21 protein-coding genes are annotated in these 24,905 nt (G+C 40.6%); 16 read left to right on the plus strand and 5 right to left on the minus strand.

Features of this window, described 5'->3' with window-relative positions; translation table 11 throughout:
* Nucleotides 1-16 precede the first annotated feature (16 nt).
* From galE to AB6N04_RS03380, 7 genes are all read left to right on the plus strand, one after another.
* On the plus strand, nt 17-1,054 hold the full coding sequence (gene galE / locus AB6N04_RS03350; RefSeq protein WP_369310515.1) for a UDP-glucose 4-epimerase GalE: 1,038 nt from the start codon (nt 17-19) through the stop codon (nt 1,052-1,054).
* Nucleotides 1,055-2,107 carry a UDP-glucose--hexose-1-phosphate uridylyltransferase gene (locus AB6N04_RS03355; RefSeq protein ID WP_369310516.1) on the plus strand — a complete coding sequence of 351 codons (1,053 nt, stop codon included), beginning with the start codon at nt 1,055-1,057 and terminating at the stop codon, nt 2,105-2,107.
* A gap of 92 nt (nt 2,108-2,199) precedes the next feature.
* Nucleotides 2,200-3,351 carry a galactokinase gene (galK, locus tag AB6N04_RS03360; RefSeq protein ID WP_369310517.1) on the plus strand — a complete coding sequence of 384 codons (1,152 nt, stop codon included), beginning with the start codon at nt 2,200-2,202 and terminating at the stop codon, nt 3,349-3,351.
* 20 nt (nt 3,352-3,371) lie between these two features.
* A complete protein-coding gene (gene galM / locus AB6N04_RS03365; protein WP_369310518.1) occupies nt 3,372-4,403 on the plus strand; it encodes a galactose-1-epimerase in 1,032 nt (343 codons plus the stop codon).
* A gap of 135 nt (nt 4,404-4,538) precedes the next feature.
* Complete coding sequence (locus tag AB6N04_RS03370; RefSeq protein WP_369310520.1) at nt 4,539-5,543, plus strand: substrate-binding domain-containing protein; 1,005 nt, start codon at nt 4,539-4,541, stop codon at nt 5,541-5,543.
* A 278-nt stretch (nt 5,544-5,821) separates the two neighbouring features.
* The gene (locus AB6N04_RS03375; protein WP_369310521.1) at nt 5,822-7,453 is read left to right on the plus strand and encodes a sodium/sugar symporter; all 1,632 of its coding nucleotides are present in this window, start codon (nt 5,822-5,824) and stop codon (nt 7,451-7,453) included.
* A gap of 631 nt (nt 7,454-8,084) precedes the next feature.
* Nucleotides 8,085-9,692: a GMC family oxidoreductase gene (locus AB6N04_RS03380; protein ID WP_369310522.1), complete on the plus strand. Its 1,608-nt coding sequence runs from the start codon at nt 8,085-8,087 to the stop codon at nt 9,690-9,692.
* Between the two features lie 232 nt (nt 9,693-9,924).
* On the opposite strand, the gene AB6N04_RS03385 is transcribed toward AB6N04_RS03380, so the two are convergent.
* Nucleotides 9,925-10,905: a LacI family DNA-binding transcriptional regulator gene (locus AB6N04_RS03385; protein WP_369310523.1), complete on the minus strand. Its 981-nt coding sequence runs from the start codon at nt 10,903-10,905 to the stop codon at nt 9,925-9,927.
* Between the two features lie 268 nt (nt 10,906-11,173).
* Here AB6N04_RS03385 and AB6N04_RS03390 point away from each other — a divergent pair, with 268 nt between their 5' ends.
* Genes AB6N04_RS03390 through AB6N04_RS03410 form a run of 5 tightly spaced genes read left to right on the plus strand, consistent with a single transcriptional unit; the run spans nt 11,174 to nt 16,656 of the window.
* Nucleotides 11,174-12,091 carry a GNAT family N-acetyltransferase gene (locus AB6N04_RS03390; RefSeq protein WP_369310524.1) on the plus strand — a complete coding sequence of 306 codons (918 nt, stop codon included), beginning with the start codon at nt 11,174-11,176 and terminating at the stop codon, nt 12,089-12,091.
* Between the two features lie 27 nt (nt 12,092-12,118).
* Nucleotides 12,119-13,372: an MFS transporter gene (locus tag AB6N04_RS03395; protein ID WP_369310525.1), complete on the plus strand. Its 1,254-nt coding sequence runs from the start codon at nt 12,119-12,121 to the stop codon at nt 13,370-13,372.
* Between the two features lies 1 nt (nt 13,373).
* Nucleotides 13,374-14,450 carry a Gfo/Idh/MocA family protein gene (locus AB6N04_RS03400; protein ID WP_369310526.1) on the plus strand — a complete coding sequence of 359 codons (1,077 nt, stop codon included), beginning with the start codon at nt 13,374-13,376 and terminating at the stop codon, nt 14,448-14,450.
* Nucleotides 14,447-15,511, plus strand: a complete 1,065-nt coding sequence (locus AB6N04_RS03405) for a sugar phosphate isomerase/epimerase family protein (RefSeq protein WP_369310527.1) — start codon at nt 14,447-14,449, stop codon at nt 15,509-15,511. Before AB6N04_RS03400 ends, AB6N04_RS03405 begins: the two co-directional genes overlap by 4 nt.
* Before the next feature lie 11 nt (nt 15,512-15,522).
* On the plus strand, nt 15,523-16,656 hold the full coding sequence (locus AB6N04_RS03410) for a Gfo/Idh/MocA family oxidoreductase (RefSeq protein ID WP_369310528.1): 1,134 nt from the start codon (nt 15,523-15,525) through the stop codon (nt 16,654-16,656).
* A 151-nt stretch (nt 16,657-16,807) separates the two neighbouring features.
* Here the strand turns inward: AB6N04_RS03410 and AB6N04_RS03415 are convergent, their stop codons facing one another.
* Nucleotides 16,808-18,181 carry a phosphoethanolamine transferase gene (locus tag AB6N04_RS03415; protein WP_369310530.1) on the minus strand — a complete coding sequence of 458 codons (1,374 nt, stop codon included), beginning with the start codon at nt 18,179-18,181 and terminating at the stop codon, nt 16,808-16,810.
* Between the two features lie 1,052 nt (nt 18,182-19,233).
* On the opposite strand from AB6N04_RS03415, the gene AB6N04_RS03420 reads away from it, so the two are divergent.
* The 4 genes from AB6N04_RS03420 (at nt 19,234) to AB6N04_RS03435 (ending at nt 20,914) form a co-directional block, all read left to right on the plus strand.
* Nucleotides 19,234-19,383 carry a copper resistance protein CopC gene (locus AB6N04_RS03420; RefSeq protein WP_369310531.1) on the plus strand — a complete coding sequence of 50 codons (150 nt, stop codon included), beginning with the start codon at nt 19,234-19,236 and terminating at the stop codon, nt 19,381-19,383.
* A 12-nt stretch (nt 19,384-19,395) separates the two neighbouring features.
* Complete coding sequence (locus AB6N04_RS03425; RefSeq protein WP_369310532.1) at nt 19,396-19,776, plus strand: hypothetical protein; 381 nt, start codon at nt 19,396-19,398, stop codon at nt 19,774-19,776.
* A gap of 53 nt (nt 19,777-19,829) precedes the next feature.
* Nucleotides 19,830-20,339 carry a CopD family protein gene (locus AB6N04_RS03430; protein WP_369310533.1) on the plus strand — a complete coding sequence of 170 codons (510 nt, stop codon included), beginning with the start codon at nt 19,830-19,832 and terminating at the stop codon, nt 20,337-20,339.
* A gap of 404 nt (nt 20,340-20,743) precedes the next feature.
* On the plus strand, nt 20,744-20,914 hold the full coding sequence (locus tag AB6N04_RS03435) for a hypothetical protein (RefSeq protein ID WP_369310534.1): 171 nt from the start codon (nt 20,744-20,746) through the stop codon (nt 20,912-20,914).
* Between the two features lie 529 nt (nt 20,915-21,443).
* Here the strand turns inward: AB6N04_RS03435 and AB6N04_RS03440 are convergent.
* From AB6N04_RS03440 to AB6N04_RS03450, 3 genes are all read right to left on the minus strand, one after another.
* A complete protein-coding gene (locus tag AB6N04_RS03440; RefSeq protein WP_369310536.1) occupies nt 21,444-21,782 on the minus strand; it encodes a hypothetical protein in 339 nt (112 codons plus the stop codon).
* A gap of 15 nt (nt 21,783-21,797) precedes the next feature.
* The gene (locus tag AB6N04_RS03445) at nt 21,798-22,415 is read right to left on the minus strand and encodes a glutathione S-transferase family protein (protein ID WP_369310537.1); all 618 of its coding nucleotides are present in this window, start codon (nt 22,413-22,415) and stop codon (nt 21,798-21,800) included.
* A gap of 432 nt (nt 22,416-22,847) precedes the next feature.
* On the minus strand, nt 22,848-23,759 hold the full coding sequence (locus AB6N04_RS03450) for a bile acid:sodium symporter family protein (RefSeq protein ID WP_369310538.1): 912 nt from the start codon (nt 23,757-23,759) through the stop codon (nt 22,848-22,850).
* Between the last annotated feature and the right edge of the window lie 1,146 nt (nt 23,760-24,905).

The raw sequence follows: 24,905 nt of genomic DNA on the forward strand, positions 1-24,905 counted from the left end.
AGTATCGAGGTGAAAAATGCAACTGACTGAAGTGTTAGTCACCGGTGGGTTGGGGTATATCGGTAGCCATACTTGTATTCAACTAATAAAAGCAGGGTTTTCACCTGTTATCGTTGATAATTTATATAATGCAAAGAAGGAAGTGCTTAATCGTATTGAAAAATTAACTGGGGTTCGACCGATATTTTATCCATGTGATATTCGTAACGAACAAGCACTCAATGATATCTTTGCCACTCATCAATTTGATTGTATTATTCACTTTGCAGGGTTAAAAGCAGTGGGGGAGTCAGTAGAAAAACCCATTGAATATTATGATGTTAATCTTAATGGAACCTTGGTTTTAGTGCGCTGTATGCAAAAAGCAAACTTGAAGCGTTTAATCTTTAGTTCCTCTGCAACGGTATATGGCCAGCCTGAGACATTGCCTATCACTGAAGATTTTCCTACAGGAAATACCCAGAGCCCTTACGGTACCAGTAAATATATGGTTGAGCGTTGCCTTAGCGACCTCTATCAAGCGGATAATGCATGGTCAATATCGATTTTGCGCTATTTTAACCCAGTGGGCGCGCATCCTTCAGGGGAAATTGGGGAAGATCCTCAAGGTATTCCAAATAATTTAACCCCTTATATTACACAAGTTGCTGTCGGAAAAAGAGAGAAACTGGCTATTTATGGAAACGATTACCCTACGGTAGATGGTACTGGGGTTCGTGACTATATTCATGTGATGGATTTAGCCGATGGACATGTTGCGGCACTACAAGGCGTTAGTCATAAAGCGGGATTGCATATCTATAATTTAGGTTCGGGTTGTGGTGTCAGTGTGTTGCAAGTATTACAGGCATTTGAAAAAGCGGTTGGAAAACCCATCCCTTATGTGTTTGAACCGCGACGGGCAGGGGATATTGCGGAATATTGGTCAACCCCTGAAAAAGCCTACCGTGAACTTGGTTGGAAAACCACCCGTATTCTTGATGATATGGCGATAGACAGTTGGCGTTGGCAATTAAATAACCCGAATGGTTATGGTGTAGAGGAGAACGATTGAATGAATAGGATGCAATTTAACCCCTCAGACTGCCCTCATCGTCGTTATAACCCATTAACTGGGCAGTGGGTGTTGGTTTCTCCGCATCGAGCTAAACGCCCTTGGAGTGGTAGGGATGAAAAACCGGCAGTCGAAAACCGACCCCATTATGATGCTAATTGTTTTCTTTGCCCAACTAATACACGGGTTTCAGGGGAAGTAAACCCTAACTATCAAGGAACGTATGTTTTCCAAAATGACCATGGTGCTTTATTGGCACAAGCGTGTGCCCAACCTGAAAATCAATCTGAATTATTTCAAGCTCAATCGGTAAGTGGTGTTAGCCGTGTGCTCTGTTTTTCACCGGATCACAGTAAAACCTTACCTGAACTTTCGCTTTCTGAAATTGGTCGTGTGATAGACACTTGGCAGCAACAGATTTGTGAGCTGAGCGAACGTTATATATGGGTTCAAGTATTTGAAAATAAAGGTGAGATAATGGGGTGTTCACAACCACACCCTCATGGTCAAATTTGGGCCAGCGACTTTCTGCCTAATGAAATTGAACGCAAAGATCATTTCTTAGCACAATATTATCAGCGCCATGGCAGCAATCTACTGATGGATTATCTCAATGCTGAACAACAGGATGGTTCGCGCGTGGTTGTTGACACAGAGCACTGGGTAGCGCTGGTACCTTACTGGGCAGCTTGGCCATTTGAAACCCTATTGTTACCAAAACAGCATATTAAGCGTATGGAGGAAATGAGTGACGCTATTCGTTTGGACTTGGGGGTTGCTCTAAAAAAACTCACGTGCCGCTACGACAACTTATTTCAATGTTCCTTTCCTTATTCAATGGGATGGCATTTTGCACCTTATTTTAAACAACATAAAAATATCGAGCATTGGCAACTCCATGCGCTGTTTTACCCACCATTGCTGCGTTCAGCGACCGTAAAAAAATTTATGGTGGGCTATGAAATGCTGGCAGAAACACAACGAGATTTAACACCTGAGCAGGCGGCTGAACGCCTAAGAGAGGTGAGTGATAATCACTACAAACAGGGTTAAGCCTAAATACAACTTACCGAATTATACCTAATTAATATTTGTTTGGTTTTTATTTGCCAAGCAAATCAATTTTATGATTAAGGAAAGCAATAATGGGATCATTAAAACAGGCGGTTGCTAATTCATTTGAAAAAACATTTGGTTATCCTGCTGATATTTATATCCAAGCACCTGGGCGCGTAAACTTAATTGGTGAACATACCGATTATAATGATGGCTTTGTTTTACCTTGTGCTATTAATTACCAAACCATGACCGCGGCAGCAAAACGCACCGATCGTATTATTCGCGTTGTTGCTGTGGATTATCACCATGATTGTGATGAATTTAACCTAGATGAAGAAATTACATTTTTACCTGAAAAAATGTGGGCAAACTATATTCGTGGTGTCGTTAAGTTTTTATTAGAACGTGGTTTTGCATTTAACGGTTGTGATATTGCGGTCAGTGGAAACGTTCCACAAGGGGCGGGGTTGAGTTCGTCGGCCTCATTAGAAGTGGTGATCGGCCAAACAGTGAAAGCGCTGTATCAATTAGATATTAGCCAGCAAGAGATAGCGCTTAACGGGCAACAAGCGGAAAACCAATTTGTTGGTTGTAATTGCGGCATTATGGATCAACTTATTTCTGCCTGTGGGGATGAAGGGCATGCCTTATTGATTGATTGTCGTAGTTTAGCGTTATTTCCTATTGCTATCCCTAAAGACTTGGTTGTGATGATCATCAATTCAAATAAGCAACGAGGGCTAGTGGGAAGTGAGTACAACACCCGCCGCCAACAATGTGAAGAAGCCGCAAAAATCCTTGGCGTTAAAGCACTACGTGATGTGTCTTATGATGTTTTTTTACAGAAACAGCATCAACTATCCACTGTCGTTGCTAAGCGTGCAAAACATGTGATCAGCGAAAATGAACGTACATTAGCAGCGGCTAAGGCATTGACAGAAAATAATTTATTATTGCTTGGACAATTAATGGAACAATCCCATATCTCAATGCGCGATGATTTCGAAATAACAGTTAAAGAAATTGATACGTTAGTGGATATTGTCAAATCGATTTTAGGTACTCAAGGCGGTGTACGCATGACGGGAGGTGGATTTGGCGGCTGTGTAGTTGCTTTGATGCCACAGCAATTTGTTCAGCCGGTTATTAATGCAGTTGAAGCACAATATACGCATGCGACAGGGTTGCATGCAGATATTTATGTGTGCCAACCAAGCAAAGGCGCAGGCGTGGTTTAAGTTCGGACAAAGGATTGTTTATGCAAAAGGTAGGCTCTGCGCGACGAGACCCGGTGGTAGTGACGTTAACAAATCGCAGTGGGATGCAGATTACCCTAACAAACTTAGGGGCGAGTTGGTTAAGCTGCATTGTGCCACTGGCAAGTGGGCAACGTGATGTTGTTTTGGGCTCCCCAAATATAGCCAAACAAAAGGAACAAAGGGTGTATTTAGGGGCAACAGTAGGTCGAGTGGCAAATCGTATCGAAAATGCACAATTTTCAATTAATGGGAAAGTCTATAAAGTCACCAATAACCAAGGCGCACATTGTTTACACGGTGGAAAGGATAATTTCAGTTATCGAATATGGAATATAGTGCAGCAAAGCGCACATCAAGTGACTTTTTCACTGATCTCTCCGGATGGTGATCAAGGTTTTCCTGGTGAGCTAACCGTTGAAGTCAGTTATGAATTAACCCAAGACAACCGAGTGGTTATTCGTTATCAGTATCAGAGCACAAAGATATGTCCCGTGAATTTAACTAACCATACTTATTTTAATCTTGCAGGAGAAGGGGCGGGAAAAAACGTTTTAGATCATAAGCTAAGCCTACAAAGTAACCACTATATTCCTACAGATAAACAAGGTATTCCGATAGGAGAGTGGCAAGACGTGACAAACACCAATTTTGATTTTCGCTGCGCAAAAACGATAGGGCGTGACTTTTTGCAAGATGCAGATCAAAAGGCTGCCCGAGGTTATGATCACACTTTTATTCTCGATGCGTCATTGATTGATGGCCAACAGCCTGTTGCGTCCCTATGCGCTCCGCAAAGGGATTTGCAAATGGATATTTCAACGACGATGCCATCAATGCAGCTCTATACAGGGAACTATTTAGTTTCAGTAGCCGGAAAAAAGGGAGAATACACACCGTATTCAGGGGTAGCATTTGAAACACAATTTCCACCTAACGCGGTAAATCATCCAGAGTGGGGGGCTCAGTACAGCCCAATTTCACAGCCTGGGCAGATTTATAGCAGTAACACGTGTTACCACTTTATTTTCTAAACTGATTGTTTTTATATTCAACACCGCTCATTAGCGGTGTTTTCTTTTGATAGAAATATCTTTATTATGCGCTATACCATTGTTTTTAAGCCTAGTACATTGTTTAATAAGCCATCCTAATTGTAGAGGTGCACGATGGCGACAATTAAAGATGTAGCGAAAGAGGCGGGGGTTTCCGTCGCAACTGTTTCACGGGTGATTAATCAGTCACCAAAGGCGAGCCAAGCCTCTATTGAATCAGTGAAAAAAGCCATGAACAAACTTGGCTACCGTCCCAATGCTGCGGCTCGTGCGCTGGTTAATCAAAGCTCAAATACCATTGGTGTGTTAGTCAATGATGTATCAGATCCCTTTTTTGGGGTGATGGTCAAAGCGGTTGATGCCGTGGCACATAAACATGGCAAACACATTTTAATTTGTAATGGTTACCACAACGCGAAAGAAGAGCGCCAATCCATAGAGCTACTGATCAATAATCGCTGTGATGCTTTAATTATCCATTCTAAAGCCCTATCTGATGATGAACTGATTGAATACGCAAAAGAAGTCCCAAGTATGGTGCTGATAAATCGCCATATTGAGCAAATTGGTCATCGTTGTATTTCCTTAAATAACTACAAAGGTGCTTATTTAGCGACGGAACATCTTATTCGTCATGGTCACACTAAAATTGCTTATATTTCATCAAACCATCAAATTGAAGATGCGGTACAGCGGTTATTAGGTTATCGCGATGCATTGAAAAACAATGGGATTGTGCTGTCGGATAGCTATATTGAGTACGGTGTGCCTTATGGTGAAGGTGGTGAACAAGCGATGACAAATTTGCTCACTAAATCGTTAGAAATAACCGCAGTTGTCGGGTACAACGATTTTATGGCTGCTGGTGCGATTGCCGTACTTGATGAAAATGAAATTAAAGCCCCTGAGCAAGTATCCGTTATTGGTTTTGATGACGTATTAATTGCCCGTTATATTCATCCTCGTCTAACCACGATCCGCTATCCTATTCAAATGATGGCAGAAAAAGCCACGCAACTAGCACTTTCTTTAGCGCGGGGAGAAAATATTGCAGGCGATAATTTAATCTACTCCCCCACATTAGTTCAGCGAAATTCGGTTCGTCCTTTACATTCATAATGATTGAATTTTATCTAAAACATCCAATCTAGCATTTTATGATAACGTTTACATTTGTTTTTGACGTCTATCACGCATTTATCAAATTATTGGGGTTTTCTCGTCATAAACGGGTCTTTTCTCTTTGTGTAAGTGCTATTTTTACCTGTGTAGCACTGTTTTAGTGTGCGAAATAGGCATAAGTAAAAATATTGTGAGAATATGTGATTCAAGTAACGGTGTTCTTTTGTGGTAACGTTTACACTTACTCCGTTATCATTTGGCGAAGGAACATTATTATGCAGACAGAAGGTGTTGGGTTAAGCACTTTAGACTACGGGATATTTATCTTGTATGTGCTTATCATTATTACCGTCGGGCTTTGGGTGTCCCGAGATAAAAATGGGCAAAGAAAAGGAACAAAAGACTATTTTTTAGCAGGAAAAACACTGCCTTGGTGGGCAATTGGCTCATCTTTAATCGCAGCAAATATCTCAGCAGAACAGTTTATTGGTATGTCAGGATCGGGTTTTTCTATAGGGTTAGCCATTGCGTCATATGAGTGGATGGCAGCATTGACGCTGATTATCGTGGCTAAGTATTTTATGCCTATATTTATAGACAAAGGCATATTCACCATTCCTGAGTTTGTTGAAAAACGCTTTAATAAAACATTAAAAACGATCTTAGCGGTATTCTGGCTTGCTCTTTTTATCTTTGTTAATTTAACGTCAGTACTGTATTTAGGTGCATTGGCATTACAAACTATTCTTGGTATTCCAATGCATTACGCTATTTTTGGTTTAGCGTTATTTGCTGTGGTTTACTCCCTCTATGGCGGTTTATCTGCGGTCGCATGGACAGATGTTGTTCAAGTTTTCTTCCTGATCCTCGGTGGCTTCTTAACCACAATTATGGCGGTGAGTTATATTGGTGGTGATGCAGGTTTATTTGCGGGTATAAGCAGAATGGCGAGTGAAGCACCTGCACATTTTGAGATGATCTTGCGTCAAGATAACCCGCAATTTAGTAACTTACCGGGGATTGCAGTATTAATCGGTGGCTTATGGGTTGCAAACTTATATTATTGGGGCTTTAACCAGTACATCATTCAACGTGCATTAGCGGCTAAATCTATCAATGAAGCACAAAAAGGATTAGTTTTTGCGGCATTCTTGAAACTGATTGTCCCGATCCTTGTTGTCGTGCCGGGTATTGCTGCATTTGTGATTGTGTCTGATCCTGCATTACTCGCTGGTTTGGGGACCATGGCCTCTGAACATATGCCAACCTTAGCGCAAGCAGACAAAGCGTATCCATGGTTGACGCAGTTCTTACCGGTCGGTGCGAAAGGGGTGGTGTTTGCTGCTTTAGCTGCGGCAATTGTTTCTTCTTTAGCCTCCATGTTGAACTCTGTGGCAACCATTTTCACCATGGATATTTATAAAGAATATATTGCCCCTGCAACTAGCGATCACAAATTAGTTAATGTTGGTCGAATTAGTGCGGTTATTGCGTTAATTATTGCCTGCTTTATTGCGCCGTTATTGGGGAATATTGGCCAAGCTTTCCAATATATTCAAGAGTATACTGGTTTAGTTAGCCCGGGTATTTTAGCAGTATTTCTACTGGGTTTGTTTTGGAAGAAAACCAACGCGAAAGGCGCGATCATCGGTGTGTTGCTTTCCATTCCATTCGCATTATTCTTAAAACTAATGCCACTAGGAATGCCATTCCTCGACCAAATGATGTACACCTTCTTCTTTACCGCTGTCGTCATTGGCTTAATTAGCCTGACAACGGCAAAACAAGATGATAGTGCTGGCGCGATTGTCTTAACGTCTGAAACGTTTAAAACGTCAACGGGATTCAATATTGCATCTTACGCAATTATGGTGATCTTGTGCGTGTTATATGCCCTATTTTGGTAATTCAGTAGCGTATTAACACAATTCACCGCAAAGTGGGATAAACACGTGGTTTTCCCACTTTGTGTTATCTGGTGAAAATCAATGAATGGATTTTCCTCGTTAATTGCCAAAACCTATCCAACCAGCCGCCAAATTTATTATGTTTGTCAGTAGTCTGAGGCAACGAAAGCAGGCTTGTTAGTTTCAGCCGTTGGCAAAACTAACAGCGGAGAGGTTCCACTTAAAACCATCCTAATGCTTAATGATCATTCGTTAGCAGGTAGGCATTTCCTGTGTAATTACTGCAAATGTTCAAAAACCGTACCCACGCGAAATAACTCCCCTATATTAAACGCCACATAATGGCCATTAGTTAACTTGATGACATAACGAACACGATTTCTCTAGCTACCTAAAGCGGATTCGCTATATTTTGTTTATCGTTTAAGTATTAATAATCTACTCTGACGCTTGATGGGAGTTTGTTTATTTGCTTAATATCAATAAGTTGTATTTTGATTGATTAATCGGACAAGAAATTATTTTTGATTGAAATCACATTAATAAATCATTGTTAATACATTAATAAAATAAAGGGTTATTGTTAACTGAATGTGTGTTTACTGTTGCATTGACTTGGTGAGGCGAAAGCGTGAGTAGAGAAAATTATGACTATATTATTGTTGGCGCAGGTTCGGCGGGGTGCGTATTAGCTGCCCGTTTAATTCAAGAAACCCAAGCGCGAGTCTTGCTACTTGAGGCGGGTGGCAGTGACAACCATATGTTTATTCGCATGCCTGCGGGCGTTGCGAAGATTATTGCGCAAAAAAGCTGGCCTTATGAAACCGAGCCGGAGCCTCATGCTAATAACCGCAAAATGCAAATTGCTCAAGGAAAAGTGCTTGGTGGAAGTAGCTCAGTCAACGGGATGATTTATATTCGTGGCCATCGGCAAGACTATGATAATTGGGCACAAAAATATGGTTGTGAAGGGTGGGGATATAACGATGTATTACCATGGTTCAAAAAAGCAGAGCGTAATGAAAGTTTAACGGGGAAATATCATGGTACAGAAGGCCCGCTTCCCGTGAGTGAAAACCGTTATCGCCATCCGCTATCGATGGCCTTTATTCGTGCGGCACAAGAACACGGATTACCATATGTAAATGATTTAAATGGTGAAACGCAACAGGGGACCAGCTTTTATCAAACGACCACTCACAAAGGTGCAAGGGCGAGCACATCACAAACCTATTTAAAATCGGTAGAGAAAAGCGAAAAACTCACGTTAAAACTTAACACGCAAGTCAATCGTATTATTATTGAAGATGGACGTGCAATCGGAGTGGTTTACCAAGGAAAAGATGGTCGTGAAATGGCGGTGCTAGCGGCCAATGAAGTCCTGATTTGTTCTGGGGCGATGGGCTCTGCAAAATTATTGATGTTGTCAGGTATTGGACCTGAAGAGCATCTATCTTCCTTGGGAATTAATACGGTGGCGAACTTACCAGTAGGCAAGAATTTTCACGATCATTTGCATATGTCTATCAATGTGACCACTAAGCAGCCAATAAGCTTATTTGGTGCCGATCAGGGGATAAAAGCGATTAAGCATGGTTTAGAGTGGATGGTCTTTCGCAGCGGGTTATTAGCCTCCAATGTCCTTGAAGGTGCGGCGTTTAAAGATAGTTGCAACCAAGGTCGCCCTGACGTACAAATTCATTTTCTACCGATTTTAGACAGTTGGGATGATGTGCCTGGGGAGCCGTTACCTGCCGCCCATGGCTTCACCTTGAAAGTCGGTTATCTTCAACCAAAGTCTCGTGGTGAAGTTTTATTGCGTAGTAAAGATCCGCTAGCCCCAGTCAAAATTCATGCAAACTATCTTGCATCACCTGAGGATATGGAAGGGTGTAAACGGGCGGTTAAGTTTGGTTTAGATGTTTTAAATTCGCCATCGCTACAATCCGTTAGCCAAACTGTGTTGATGCCGCCAAAGTCGGTATGCCATGATGAAACTGAGCTCGAAGGGTTTATCCGTAATTTCTGTAAAACGGTTTATCACCCAGTTGGCACTTGCCGTATGGGCGTTTCCCCTTCAGATTCAGTGACCGATTTGCGCTTGCGAGTACATGGTATTGGCAATTTACGTGTGGTGGATTGTTCTGTTATGCCGGAAATTCCAAGTGGTAATACTAACGCGCCAACAATAATGATCGCTGAACGTGCTGCCGCAATGATTATTGAAGATAGACTGTAAAACGTCATTTTCTATTTACTTACGTGGAGATAGGTGTTCTAAAACAGATAGCCTATCTTTCATGGGCTGCTCTTAGGGACAATAGTTGATTCAAATAGTCGTCTGTTAGCACGACGGATACATTTAGCTATTTTGGGGTTGGTTCTTAACCTTTTTTAGCGGTAAAAACCAGCAGTAAAGGTAAACAGCCCCTAGAAATAAGCTCCAGTGTAAGCCAATAAAAATCTATCTCTTATGTCGAGCCTCGTTCAATTAATTGCCATTCAAGGATTTCGTGACAGTCTTCAAGTTGTGGGTGTTTAATTTTATTGAGGAGTAGTTGAACGCTGCGGATACCAAATTGATGCATAGGCTGCACAATGGTACTTAATGGCGGAACGGTCACATTGCCAAAAGGCACACCATCAAACCCTAACACGGCAATATCATGAGGAATATGTAACCCCTGCTGATGTAAAACACTCATTGCGCCACCGGCAATAACGTCAGAAATGGCGAATACGGCGTCAGGTTTTTGTTCACTTTGTAGCAACCTTTCCATTGCTTGAGCCCCTGCTGTGTAATCTAACTCTTCCACATATTCGATTTTACAATAATCTAAATTAAGCTCCGCAAGTGCTTTGCGATACCCTTGCTCTCGTTGTTGTGAATAAAGATAACGCATATCGCTGTTAATTAATGCAATGCGTTGGCGATTTTTAGCCGCTAAATGATAAACGCCAGCCATAGCGGCTTGTGAATTATCGATAGTGACGGAGGAGGCGCGAAATTCAGTATCCCCCTCACCACATTGCACCCAAGGAAAATCACCAATCATATCCGTAAGTCCGGGTAAACAGCTCACGGCATCCATAGTGATAACACCATCAACCACTTTACCTCTTAATAAACTGAGATAAGCAGATTCACGAGTTGGATTGGATTCAGAGTTACATAGCAAAATATGATATCCATGACGTTCCGCTTCTTCTTCAATCCCGCGTACAACCATGGAACAAAAAGGGTTAGTAATATTTGATACCAATACTAACAGCATGCGACTACGGGAGGTACGCAGTTGGCGTGCTAATAAATTAGGCTGGTAATTACATTGTGCGATGGCGGCGAGAACTTTTTCACGGGTGGCTGGTTTGACAATATGCTGGTCATTCAATACGCGTGAAACTGTTGCGGCAGAAACTCCTGCGATTTTCGCCACTTTTTCTATCGACATAGTTCATTTTCCTTTTGTCTATTGCCATACACAGTATGCAACATCGTGATAAAAAGTACGATTGATACAAGCAAGTTGTGATGTCGATTACAAAATCATCTTTTAGGTGGTTTTTGAAACACTCAGCCAGTTGCCGAAATAAACTATTTGACTATATTTTATAGATGAAATCGATTTCAGTAAAAATGAAATCGATTTCATCTGTGAATTTATCTGCCATTTAGTGAAAAGCCTCATTTTATAAACAATAAAACATGAGAGGTAATGAATGGATATACAGCTACAGGTTGCAAAGCACACAGATCGGAGTGAGATCGCGCGTTTGATTTATCACTCAACGAATGTCTGGTATCAGCAGCACGGGTTAGGGGCGATATTTCAGTCAGCACCCGAGGATTGCCATTTATTTGTTGATGTATACCAACAACTTGATCCTGGCGCTAACTGGATAGCCTGTGATCCACAATCGAAAATTGTTGGTTCGTGTTTTTTTCATCCCCGAGAAACCCACCTGGGTCTGGGGATCATGAATGTACATCCCGACGCGTTTGGAAAGGGGATCGCCAGAAAACTGCTCACCAAAGCCGATGAATTAGCAGGAAATTTGCCTATCCGGTTAATCTCCAGTGCCCTGAATTTAGACTCTTTTTCCCTTTATCGTCGTGGCGGTTTTACACCCTATGCGGCTTACCAAGACATGGCGATTTCAGTGGCAGAACAAGGTGTGAATTATCCTCGCCTTACTGACGGGATCGTGCGCGATGCACGAATCGAAGACTTACCCGCTATTTTACAGTTGGAATCAGACTTATTAGGCATTCGTCGCAAAAGAGACATTGCGTATTTTTTGCAGGACACCACAGGGCTATGGCGAATTGCTGTCTGGGAGCGAAACCAGCGCATCGAAGGCTATCTTGCCTCTATTGCACACCCCGCATCACGGATGCTAGGGCCAGGTTGCAGTTATCGTGATGAGGTTGCACTGGATTTACTTAGCTGGATGTTAGACAAACACCATCGTGGGGCGACACCCGTAGTTTTAGTCCCCGTAGAACGAAGTGCATTGTGTCAAACGTTATTGCGATGGGGTGGCCGAATTTGTGAATTACATTTTGCGCAAGTTAAAGGCTCTGCGCAGAAACCAAGCGGTGTGGTTATGCCGTCCTTCTTACCTGAAAGTGGCTAATAAAAAATAGAAATTAGTGAGGATCTTATGGGTACAAATAGTCTTGCTCAAGGGAGCCCAAAAGCGCTCCATATGTGGGTCGTACCACGACTCGCGTTAATGATGTTTCTGCAATTCTTTGTATGGGGGGCATGGTATGTCACGCTTGGGGTGGTAATGGGGAAATATGGTTTATCTGCCATTATTGGTGATGCCTATTCAACGGGGCCTATCGCCTCTATTTTATCGCCCTTTGTATTAGGTATGGTGGTTGATCGTTTTTTTGCATCACAAAAAGTGTTAGGCGTGCTGCACCTTATCGGCGCTATTTTGTTATGGATGATCCCAAGCTATTTTACGGGTGATCACAGTGGTCTGTTATGGATCATTTTCGGTTATATGCTTTGCTATATGCCAACCATTGCGCTGAGTAACAACGTTGCTTTTTACAGTTTACCTGATAGTGAAAAAGCATTCCCTGTTGTGCGAGCATTCGGTACATTTGGTTGGATTGTCGCGGGCTTGATTGTCGGCTCAACGGGATTATCCGATAGCATAGAAATTTTCACATTGGCGGCCATCGCTTCACTGGTTTTAGCGATTTACAGCTTTACATTACCACATACACCAGCACCAGAACGGGGTAAACCTGTTGCGATGCGTGATTTGTTATGCGCAGATGCATTTGCAATGCTCAAGCAGCGTCATTTCTTAGTCTTCATCATATGCGCAATGCTGATTTCTATCCCCTTGGCGGCTTACTATGCCTATGCTGCGCCATTTGTTGCGGCGACAGGGTTTACTAACGTAGGCGGTGTGATGTCGTTAGGGCAGATGTCAGAACTATTCTTCATGTTATTGATACCGTTCTTTTTTGCACGCCTTGGTATCAAAGTCATGTTACTTATCGGCATGCTGTCTTGGTGCCTGCGTTATGTGATGTTCTCCTTGGGGATCGCTGAAGAACTTCGTTGGATGATTTATATCGGCATTTTCTTACATGGAATGTGTTATGACTTCTTCTTTGTTATCGGTTTTATCTATACGGACAAAGTTGCAGGGGAAAAAGTCAAAGGACAGGCGCAAAGCTTGTTGGTTCTGTTTACTTACGGTGTGGGGATGTTAATTGGCTCGCAAATCAGTGGCATGCTATTCAATAGTATTGTGACCACTGAAGGTGCAGCCGCGTTGCCACAATGGCAAACTTTCTGGTGGTATCCAGCGATTGGTGCGTTATTGATTGCCACATTATTCTTCTTCACATTCAACTATAAAGACAAATCAGCCGAGGAGAAACAATAAGATGACCAATTTACGTGTCTTAGTTGTTGGCTGTGGCAACATGGGGGCCTCTCATGCAGAGGCTTACCAGCAAATGGAAGGGGTTGAAATCTGTGGACTCGTGGCTCGTGGTGATTCAAAAGAAGTGCTTAATCAACATTTAGGTGGTGGATATGCTACGTTTGATAATTACGAACATGCATTAAAAGCAACAAAACCCGATGCCGTTTGCTTAACGACTTACCCTGATACCCATGAAGCTTATGCTCTGTTAGCCCTCGAGGCGGGTTGCCATGTATTTATTGAAAAGCCGTTAGCAACAACGGTTGAAGGCGCTAAGCGCGTCATTGCTGCGGCGAAACAAGCTCATCGCCAAGTGGTGGTAGGTTATATCTTACGTCATCACCCTTCGTGGCAACAATTTATTCATTTGGCTCGTGACTTGGGTAAGCCATTAGTCATGCGAATGAATTTAAACCAACAAAGTCACGGGCAGATGTGGAATGTACATCGCAATTTGATGCAGTCGCTGTCACCGATTGTTGATTGTGGTGTTCATTATTTGGATGTGATGTGCCAGATGACCCAAGCGCAGCCCGTGAGTGTTAGCGCAATTGGCGCGAGATTGAGCGATGAATTACCGGAGGAAATGTATAACTACGGCCAATTGCAAGTACGTTTTGATGATGGCTCAGTAGGATGGTATGAGGCAGGTTGGGGGCCGATGATCAGCGAAACGGCCTATTTTGTCAAAGATGTGATAGGCCCTCGTGGTGCGGTATCAATTATGGCTCGTCACAAAGAAGGAAACAGTGACAATGTCGATGGACACACACGCACTGACTCTTTACGTATTCACTACGCAGAGCTGGATAAAAACAATGCTTTTATCCGTCCCGACCATTGGGTGGAGTGCCAAGATGAACCCGATCATTTGGCCTTGTGCCTAAGTGAACAGCACTATTTTATCCAAGCTATTAGGCAACAGCTGCCGTTAGAACAGCACCTACAAGATGCACTTAATAGCTTGCACATTGCACTTGCCGCAGATGAAGCGGTACGTACACAACGCACTGTGATTTTAGGGGGAGAGTCATGAGAACTATCCAAGGTCCAGGCGTTTTTCTGGCGCAATTTATTGGCGAGGACGCCCCTTTTAACTCATTAGAAGGCCTTGCTAAATGGGCATCAGAACAGGGATTTGCCTATATTCAAATCCCAACCATCGACCCGCGTATTTTTGATTTAGATTTGGCGGCAACCAGTCAAATCTATTGCGATGAATTGATGGTGATGTTGCAGCAATATGGTATCCAGATCAGCGAATTATCGACGCATATACAAGGGCAATTGATTGCGGTGCATCCAGCGTATGACACTGTTTTTGACGGCTTTGCCCCTGTTAGTGTTAGGGGTAACCCGCAAAAGCGCCAACAATGGGCGACAGAGCAACTTATCAAAGCTGCCAAGGCTTCCCAACAGTTAGGTTTAACAACGCATGTCACTTTTTCAGGGGCACTAGCATGGCCCTATTTTTACCCTTGGCCGCCACATAATGCCCAATTATTTGAGGAGGCATTTACAGAGCTTGCACAACGTTGGTTGCCTATTCTTAACCTGTTTGATGAGTGTGGTGTCGATGTGTGTTATGAGCTGCACCCCGGAGAAGATTTGCATGATGGTGTGACATTTGAACGTTTTCTTAAACTTGTCGGTAACCACCCACGTTGCCATATCCTTTACGATCCAAGCCATTTATTACTACAACAGATGGATTACTTGGCGTTTATTGACCACTATCATCCACGCATTCGCGCGTTTCATGTCAAAGATGCCGAATATACGCCAAATGGGCGCAGCGGTGTCTATGGCGGTTATCAACCGTGGGTTGAGCGAGCAGGGCGTTTTCGCTCGTTAGGTGATGGGCAAATCGATTTTGTGTCTATTTTTAGCAAATTAACTCAATACGGTTTTTCAGGTGTTGCCACGATGGAATGGGAGTGCTGCCTTAAATCCCCTGAAGCGGGGGCGAGGGAGGGGGCTAATTTTATTGCAAATCATATTATTCCTGTTGCAGAACATGCATTTGATGACTTTGCGGCAGTGGAGACAAACCGCCAACAAATTAGAGCATTACTTGGGATCGAAAGTGATAAATAAAGGGTGAAACAATGAGGCTAAAGTTGGGTATGGTTGGCGGTGGAGAAGGTGCTTTTATTGGTGCTGTGCATCGTTTAGCCGCTCGTATGGACGATGAGTTTGAATTAGTTGCTGGCGCATTTTCTTCGAACGAGCAAAATTGTAAACGTACTGGAAAACGGTTGCACCTTGCTCCTGAGCGTTGTTACGCCAGTTATCAACAAATGGCGCAAAGTGAAATGGCACGTGATGATGGCATCGATGTTGTCGCGATTGTCACGCCTAATTATCTACATGCGCCCATTGCAGCTGAATTTTTGACATCAGGTATCGATGTGATCTGCGATAAGCCGTTGTGTACATCCTACCGAGAGGCTTTACAGCTTGCCAAGATTGTAAGTGAAACGGGTAGGCAGTTGATCCTCACGCACAATTACAGTGCTTATCCGCTAGTTCGCGAAGCTCGCAGTCGAATATTAGCCGGCGAGTTGGGGGAAATTCGCTATATCGAAGTGGAGTATTTGCAGCAGTGGCTAGCAACACGATTAGAGGAAACGGAAAACAAACAAGCAAGTTGGCGTACCGATCCGCAAAAGGCGGGGGCAGGATGCATTGGTGATATTGGTACGCACGCGTGGCAGTTGGCATCTTTCGTCACCGGAATGTTGCCATCGGCGATTAGTGCTGAATTATCGACCATGATCAGTGGAAGAGTGTTAGATGATGATGTGCGTGTACAAATGCGTTATCGCAATGGCGCAAAAGGGCGCTTATGGGCGAGCCAAGTAGCTTGTGGTGAGGAAAATGGATTAAGACTGCGTATATATGGTAGCCACGGCAGCTTGGCATTTTCCCAAGAAAATCCTAATCAATTATGGTTAAAACCCTTTGATTCCCCTGCATATTGTGTGACGCGAGGTTCTTTGCATCAGAGGGAAGAAAATCGGCTTATGGCGAGGGTTCCAGCAGGGCACCCCGAAGGGTATTTAGAAGGTTTTGCACAGATTTATCGTGAGGCGGCGATGCGTTTACGCGAAGGCGCTGCTGCATCGCAGTTATTACCTGGTATTGAAACGGGACTACAAGGTATGGCATTTATTGATGCCGCAAAACGTAGCCATGATAATGATGGGCAATGGATTGATATGACGGAATATCATTATTGATAGCACTATAGGGGAACATCCAGTTCCCCTAAAATAAAACAGTGCCACTGTAAAAGTGATACTGGGAAGACAGAAAATCTCGGTTGAGAAACGGCTTTAACAGCAACAAACAGCTATATTAGGTTAATGGGGCAAATGCCCCATTAGCTGTTTAATGAATAGGGATAACATCATTAGGTAATTGGTCAAAACTGACCGGAGTGTTTTTAAAATTTAAAACGCTATGACTAAATTTGCAGTCTTGATTTGAGATAAATTGACAATTTGGCTTTTGATACATATTGATGCCAAGCCATTCAGAATAGAGTGAGAGAAAGTTCATGCCACTGACTCGTGAGGTAATATATTCTCTGCTATTTTTATCATTGTAAGATGTAATAAAAAAAGGCACAGAGTAGTTTTCTTTATATTCGTCACCGTGGATTAAATCGAGTTTCGATGGTGTATTTCTGTTTGAGAAAGAGACGCCATGATCAGCAAAATACATCATAGACCATCTTTCATTGCTCGACTTTAACTCATTGTAAATAAGATGTAATAAGTGATCGGTATTTTTCACGGACTGAACATAACAAGAAACGCGTTTACTCAGATAAAAATCATCGTACTTATCTTTTGTTCTTTCACAAGCAGGGGTATGACTTCCTATTAAGTGAATAACGATAAGTTTCTTGCCTTTTATTTGCTGCTTAATAGCCGTACTAATATAAGGCATAAGTTCGTTATCATCTTCATCAGATGAGAAGGACGCTTTTTTAATAAAAATAGGGGTATCAGCTCGTTTACCTATGCTCGCAATTGGCGTGTCAGCATCACTAACAGAACCTTGATTTGAAATCCAATAGGTATAAAACCCCGCTTTTTTTGCGAGGGTGACTATATTGTTTTGAATTTTCACATGTTCGCAGATGGTATGTGTTAAGGACGGCACGGTAGATGGCGCAGCAGAAATATAATTAGTGAAAATTTTGCCGCTGACTTTATCTAGAAACGGGGTGTTTTCTAATTCAAATCCATAGGCATGTAGTAAGTCTTTTCTAACACTTTCTCCGATGACCACGACGTAAGTATCATATTCACCTGTACTGGTTAATGCTGGATAGTCATCATTTTTGGATACCATTTCTTTGAATCGATTGTTTTCTTTAATGGTCGATGTGATAGCCACTATTGATTGCTTGAGAAATTTAACCTCAGGCATGCCTGTATTTAATAGTGAAAATTGCTGCTCGCTAATCGCAGTTTTTATAGGGCCTTGTAAGAAGATAACAGTAAATATTGATGCAAAAATGACTCGTGACTTATTTGAAATGTCGAATTTAAACCGAGTCGTCACATATCCAAGCAGTAATATAAATATAGCGACTGCATAATAGTAGTACGGAATGTTAGAAAGAAATTCGAACGATTCTTTTCTGTCGGTATATAGCATCGCGGTGGCGATATTGAAACTTGGCTCACCATACAACATGGCTGTAGGGTAGTATATCGCAGAGATAACCGCCAAAAGAATTACAATAGACAAATAGATATATCTATTTGTCTATTGCTAATAATAGTAAAAATACCGCCAATGCATAAATAGGCTTGAATTCATAACCAAGAGCAATGTGTGATAAACAAACAAACAAAAATAGAATGATGGTTTTATGTGTAGTCGTCTTTTTAAAATAGTGTAAAGCTAAATGCATTAACAAAATCTCATTGTTTAATAATTTTTTACTAATGATATCGTGAATATTTAACTCTAACAATGAGTAAAATAGAATGTTTGAAATGCCAAGCACAAAAATAGTTACCTAAGGTAGGTGTTATTTACATCACATTTTTGAAATGACGGAATGTGACGTTAAGCTTTAGACGAATAGGGTAACATCTTGACTTTTTTGGTAAGACAGTAAAAATCATCACTAAAGATGAAGTAGGATTTTAGTAAACTTAATCATTCGCATACAATTTGCGGATGATTGGCTGGTGGATGCTGAGCTTGTTACTTAACGAAATGGTTTTATAGTGCGAATGTTTAATTGAATTTTTCAAAAGTACTTAAAAATATTTTGATTTAGTGACAATACTGTATCCGTCTTGTGTTGCTCATTAATCTATCTGATACAGCCCCTAGTCAAAAAGCTTCGTTTAATGACTAAAATGTCATCATCTAGTCACCAGTTTTTCATTAATTATATGCTAATTTGCATCTGTGATCACTGAGCTTCTTGATTTAGTGAAGAATTAAGATAGAGTTCATTGCCATGAAAATAGAACTGACAGTAGAGCAGGAAATATTGAACTTATTTATGGAAGGTGGGATATCTGCTACACCGTTCCCTTATAAATCTATAGCGGTACTTTAATGGCTTCTAGATTTTGAAAAATAAAACTTAAAATTATTGCTTGCATCATCTTTAATATTATTTAGTGTTACAACATTAGCTCATACAGAAGTGATTAGTACAAAACCTGAAAATAATGCGTCTATTGCACATGATGAAAATATTGAAGTTGTTTTCTCTTCTGGAATAATTCATAAAATGACTCGGGTTAAATTGATTAATACAGATAATACTAAAGAATACGGTGTCAACTATCAAGATAGATGACAACAACAAAAAATTAATCATTACACCCAAAAATAATTTAGAAAAAGGTTATTATGAAGTTAGCTGGAGAGCTGTTTCAGCAGATACTCATGCTGTTAATGGGAAGATAACGTTCTCTGTCAAGTAAGGAATGAGACTAGTGGATGATTACGCATTTATAACACTAAGATTTTTACTTTATTTAGATCTTATTATTATATTTGGGCTTCCATTTTTTATCTGGTATAGCCTTAAAGGTAGAATTGATTCATTTATTACAAAAAGTAATAGCTATTTAATATTTATATCATTAAATGTTGTAGCTATATTACTTTCAATCATCTACTTTATTATGCTTTGTGGCAACATGATGGGAGCGGAAGGGTGGCTTGATATTGAAACTGACATTATGCTTATGGTTTTAAATGAAACTGAATTAGGCATAAGCTTAATAATCAGAATGGCTGCCTTTTTGTCAATTTTTATATTCCTTTTTATTATAGAAAGAGAGCAGGTGCCACAGGGTTATATATCTGGTTAACATTTGCGAGGGCGATTGCATTTGCTTCATTATCTTGGACTGGGCATGGCGCAATGAGTAGTGGTATACATCATTATATCCACTTAACGAATAATATATTACATTTATTAGCCGCAAGTACTTGGATTGGTGCAATGGTTGCATATATTATATTGCTTCCATCTGAAAATGTTCAACAACCAAGTAATGTAAAAACACTGGTTAGCTCACTCACAGGTTTTGCCAAAGTTGGAACATATGTTGTTATTATCCTTGTAATTACAGGAATATTAAACTTTTACTATATTTCTTTTGGTGCTGAGGATAAACCGATATCATTAGAGGGGGTCTTTTCATCCTATAATATTTCTTTATTGGTGAAAATTTCATTCTTTTGTATGATGCTACTATTTGCAGCGACGAATCGATTTTTACTAACACCTAAATTAGATCTTATGCTATCTCAGGGAAATTATAGTCAGGGTTTGAAACTAATAAAAACAAGTATGCTAATTGAGTGCACAATAGGGTTGTTACTTATCGCAACTGTTGCTTATCTAGGTATTAATTCACCGGCTAATTGACAAAACTGTGGCTCCTATATGGATTTTATTACATGCCTTGTAACTAGGTGATAATAAATATTCGTTTAATATAGCCCAAAATCCTCCGGCTTATCTGGGGGATTTTGGGCGTCACTCGGAACTGCTGATCATTGATAACCAACTTTATCTAATCAAAGTAATAGGGTGGTGTTTAAGCATCACATATCAATCTGCTCGGCTATCATGGTGTGAGCATAATCTCGGATAAAACTTAGCAAATACTTGAGTCAATAGCCTACCTAGTGTAACCATCAAATTGATGCAGTTATGAACCTAGGCACTTGGAAAAAATAAAATCGCTCCCATCATATAACTATATACTTTGTCGCGGACATCAGACCGCTTTGTCATAAGGTTATTAGATGTAATTAGTTGGGGGGAAAATGAAAAAATCGGTTTATAAAGCAAGTGGTTTATGGAACCAAAAATCTTTCATAACTCTTTTTGTCGCAACAAGCGAAAGAGATGTTCTTTCAACGATAGCATTTTGGGCAAACCTCGGTGGCGCTAGAGTAGACGAGTTATCTATTGAGCGTTATTGCTCAGTGCATTAAGCAAACTGAGGTAAAGGGGCAAGAGTAATGGCAAAAGCCGCGGAGCGAAAAGTCGCGTAGGTGACAAAAGGGATCAGGCGTTACCAAAATTGAGTGATTTCTTGATAAGCAGGAATTAGAAATACGGCAAAGAAATTGCGCATTATGTCCACCAATAAGGGATGAAATGGCCAACGAAAACAGGCCTCGGTTTTAGTGTTTATCCAGTATCGGTTTTGCCACTCTTAGACTTGTTCATTAAGCGTATCCGTCACTGTTGAAATCAGTGAGGGAAAAGTATCTGCGCCCTATATTTTTTAATATGTGGCGACAATTCCACACGTGGTCAATCCCCCCGGTATAAAAAGAAAGAATGTGACTATCCATTTGGCTAATAATAGCTTGTTTTTTTATTTATTAACTGAGGTGCAAAATTACTTTCACGCCCCGGTTGCATGCTCAACTTAATTGGGCAGTGGTGCACGCAACCGATACTATACCAAACAAGGGTTCGAATCCCTTCCTGATTGAAGTGTTTATATTTCAACAGTTATTTGACCTGAGAGTCTATTCTTTCGGCAAATCCTTGTAGCTCCTTAACATATCTATGCCATTGTTTACCTTTTAATTCTTGTGCATATTCACGGATAGGCACAGTCCGATCATGGAGTATAGATTGATCAAGAAGAGATATTTCAAATATAACTACAGTGTCACCGTTAACTAAATAGGTATAAATATTCTCATATTGTTCAAACATTTCATAAATACAAAACACAGAATTCAATTCAATAGGATGAATTACTTGCCTTAAATAAGGGATTATTACCTCGTTCTGCATTTTGAGGAATGTCATCATATAGCTTTGGTCAGTGTGTCTATTGTGCATTATATCTCACATTCATTAACCACCTGTGGCTACTTTCATCGCTTCGCTTTCCTTTGCAATTGCTTTTAGGTAGGCCGGACTCGACTTTAGGTTATCATGATGATTAATAACATTTTGAGGAATTTCGAGTCCTAAACTGAGTGCCCATTGGGTTGTTTGGAAAAGGAATATATCCGCTATAGAGAATTTATTATTAGCAATGTATAAATTGTTGTTTAATGCTGAGGAAAGAACTTTAATTGAAGAAAGGTAATCTTCTTTAGCGATAGGAATGATTTCTACAACTTTTTTGGATTCGGGCAAAAATCTCGAGTGTTTAAAAATGTTCCAGAGTGGGGATTCAAGTTCATTGATAATAAAAGCAAGCCATTGGTTCATTATTGCTTTTTTATTGACGTCAACTGGAGACAGTAGGTTGCTACCATATTTATCAGACAAGTAAGTACAAATAGCGGAGGATTCAAAAAGCACTAAATCTTCATCAACAATAGCTGGGACTTTCATTGTAATACTTGGGTTGTCTTTATTTTTATTCATTACATCGAAAAAGATACATTGATATTCCAATCCAAGAGCTTCAGCAGTCCAGGTTACACGAATAGATCTAGATTTAGGGTAAGTATAAATTTTCATCAGTAGCATCCTTGAGTTAATTTTTTACTCTAATGGATAATTAACTTATTTCAGATTAGACCAGTCAATATTCTAATACGCTATGTTTTTTCTAGGGGCTGCTTATCTTTTTTGCTGATTTTTACCGCTAAATAAGATAAAAAATCATCTAAAAAATGGCTAAATGTATCCGTCATGCTGACTGATGACGATTTGAATCAAATTTTGTGTTTAAACGCTGCCCTCCGGATTCGATTAAAATTAACCAGCAAAGATAAACAGACCCTAATCTGTTATAACGATAGGCTGTGCGGTGTTACTAGTAAGAATGCTAACTAATTGTATAGGTGGCCCTAAGGCCACCATAAGTATTAATACCGATCGCGCCCTATACTACAACGCTCACGGCTGTACTGCTTGGGATGCTCTTTTACTGAGTCGCTTAAACCGTATCTATTTAGTTGGCTTTCCTTGCCAGTATCCAGCGAGTAAAGAGCCTGATAGGTTATGCCAAACGGAAAACAGTGCGCCTGGAAGCGCAGCCATAGCACCAAAATATTGTGCGCCTAAAGTGGCGGCTAAACCTGAATTTTGCATACCAACTTCAATGGCTAAAGTTCGACACGTTGACTCATCAAAACCAAATAAGCGTCCGCCCCAATAGCCACCAATCAGACCAATTCCATTATGTAATACCACTGCAATGGCTACCATAAAGCCAACTGAGGCAATATGGCTTTGGCTACCAGCAACGACTGCACTGATAATGGCTAATATGCAGATCATTGACAAAAAAGGTAAAAACGGTTCAATTTTCTTCACTATTTTACTGAAAAGGTGATGAATGATTAATCCTGCAATAATTGGAATAATCACAATTTGTAATATAGAAAGCAGCATCCCCATAACGTTTACACTAATTGAGGTATCTGCATATAACAGAGTCAATAGAGGTGTTGCAAACACGCCAACCAAGGTAGATACCGAGGAAATCGTAACAGATAATGCAACATCCCCACGTGCTAAATAGATCATCACATTTGAAGCGGTGCCACTTGCCACGCTACCCACTAATATCATTCCAACGGCAAGATCAGCAGGCATATTAAATGCTTTAGCTAAAAGCCAAGCAGCGAGAGGCATAATCAAGTAATGAATAAAGGTACAAATAATCACAGGGGCCGGTCTTGTCACTACACGTTTAAAATCACTAATCCTTAGTGTTACACCCATAGTAAACATAATTAGCATTAGCAAGTAGCTAATAAACGGGGAGATCCCTGTAAATGAGTTTGGCGTATAATAAGCCGCGATTGATAAGAGCAAAGCCCATAATGGGAATAAGCGAGTGACTTTAGACAACATTGAGACATTCCTTTTTATCTATTTCCCTATTTTTCAATGGGTAGTGAGATTATATTAATCGAGGGTGATTGTGAATTTGTAGCCCAATTCGTGTAAGTAATCCATAAGTTTTTTATAGATAACCATCAATTTGACTATAAAAGTGGATGATAAATGAGTCAATTACAGGGCAGTATCTTTAGCAACTTAGCTTAAGATTAAAAAAATATTTCGGCTTACTATGAGGTTAACTTATTTTTTCGTTACGATAAATTTATTTACCTAGTGATGCCCGATTTTCTTAAATAAGTCTACGATAATTAGATAGTCAGGTCTGAGGGAATAACGGAATGAGACGATAGTCAATATATGCCAAAATGATGAGATATTATACTAATTAGATTGAATTCTAAAACTTTTAACTTTCGCATTTGGTCTTAAGTGTGCTATGCCAGAAGATAGCATTATCCCCTTAGAGCGTGAAGAATAAATTGCATGTGCCCGCGGCACAGTGAATTAAATGCTATCTCATATTATGAATGACACGACTATGCGGGATACATACATTGGCATTAGGCTAATAAGCAATTTTCTTATTATAAGCTTTTGTGCCAAGTTATTCTTGATAGCTAAGTGCAATTTGGTAGACTCCAAAGTGGATGGAAAAACTCGACTTATGTTAAATGCCAAGATAGAAGGATCTATAATGAGAACGCTGATATGCATGCTATTTTTGCTACTAGGTAATACATTCACTTACGCGGATACAAAAAGTGAAATTGAAGAATTACAAAAATCTACGGATATTGCTTTATTCTGAATTGAGAGAGACAATTGGGTAAACGAGCAAGCAGATGACCTTGTGTTGGATTGGTGGACGCCTGAAGAGATATACGAGCGTAAGGATGGCGGGAGATACTTGACGTATAAAACAACGACTAGGGCTATTGTTGACGCTTGGATAGGGAAAGTAACTCGATCATATTGCTACACAACATTTATTTCTAATCCAAAAGGAATTATTACTTCTTGGCGGACGAAGGGAACTTGTGCTTATCACACCAAGTCATGACAAAGTGAAGTGGTCATTAATATTTGGCCTCAGTTTTAGCGTTTTTTGAATATAATCGTTCCGATTCATTGAGCGTTAAATTACCGTTATACTGA

It is taken from the genome of Providencia rettgeri (genome assembly GCF_041075285.1).
Lineage (GTDB): Bacteria > Pseudomonadota > Gammaproteobacteria > Enterobacterales > Enterobacteriaceae > Providencia > Providencia rettgeri_G.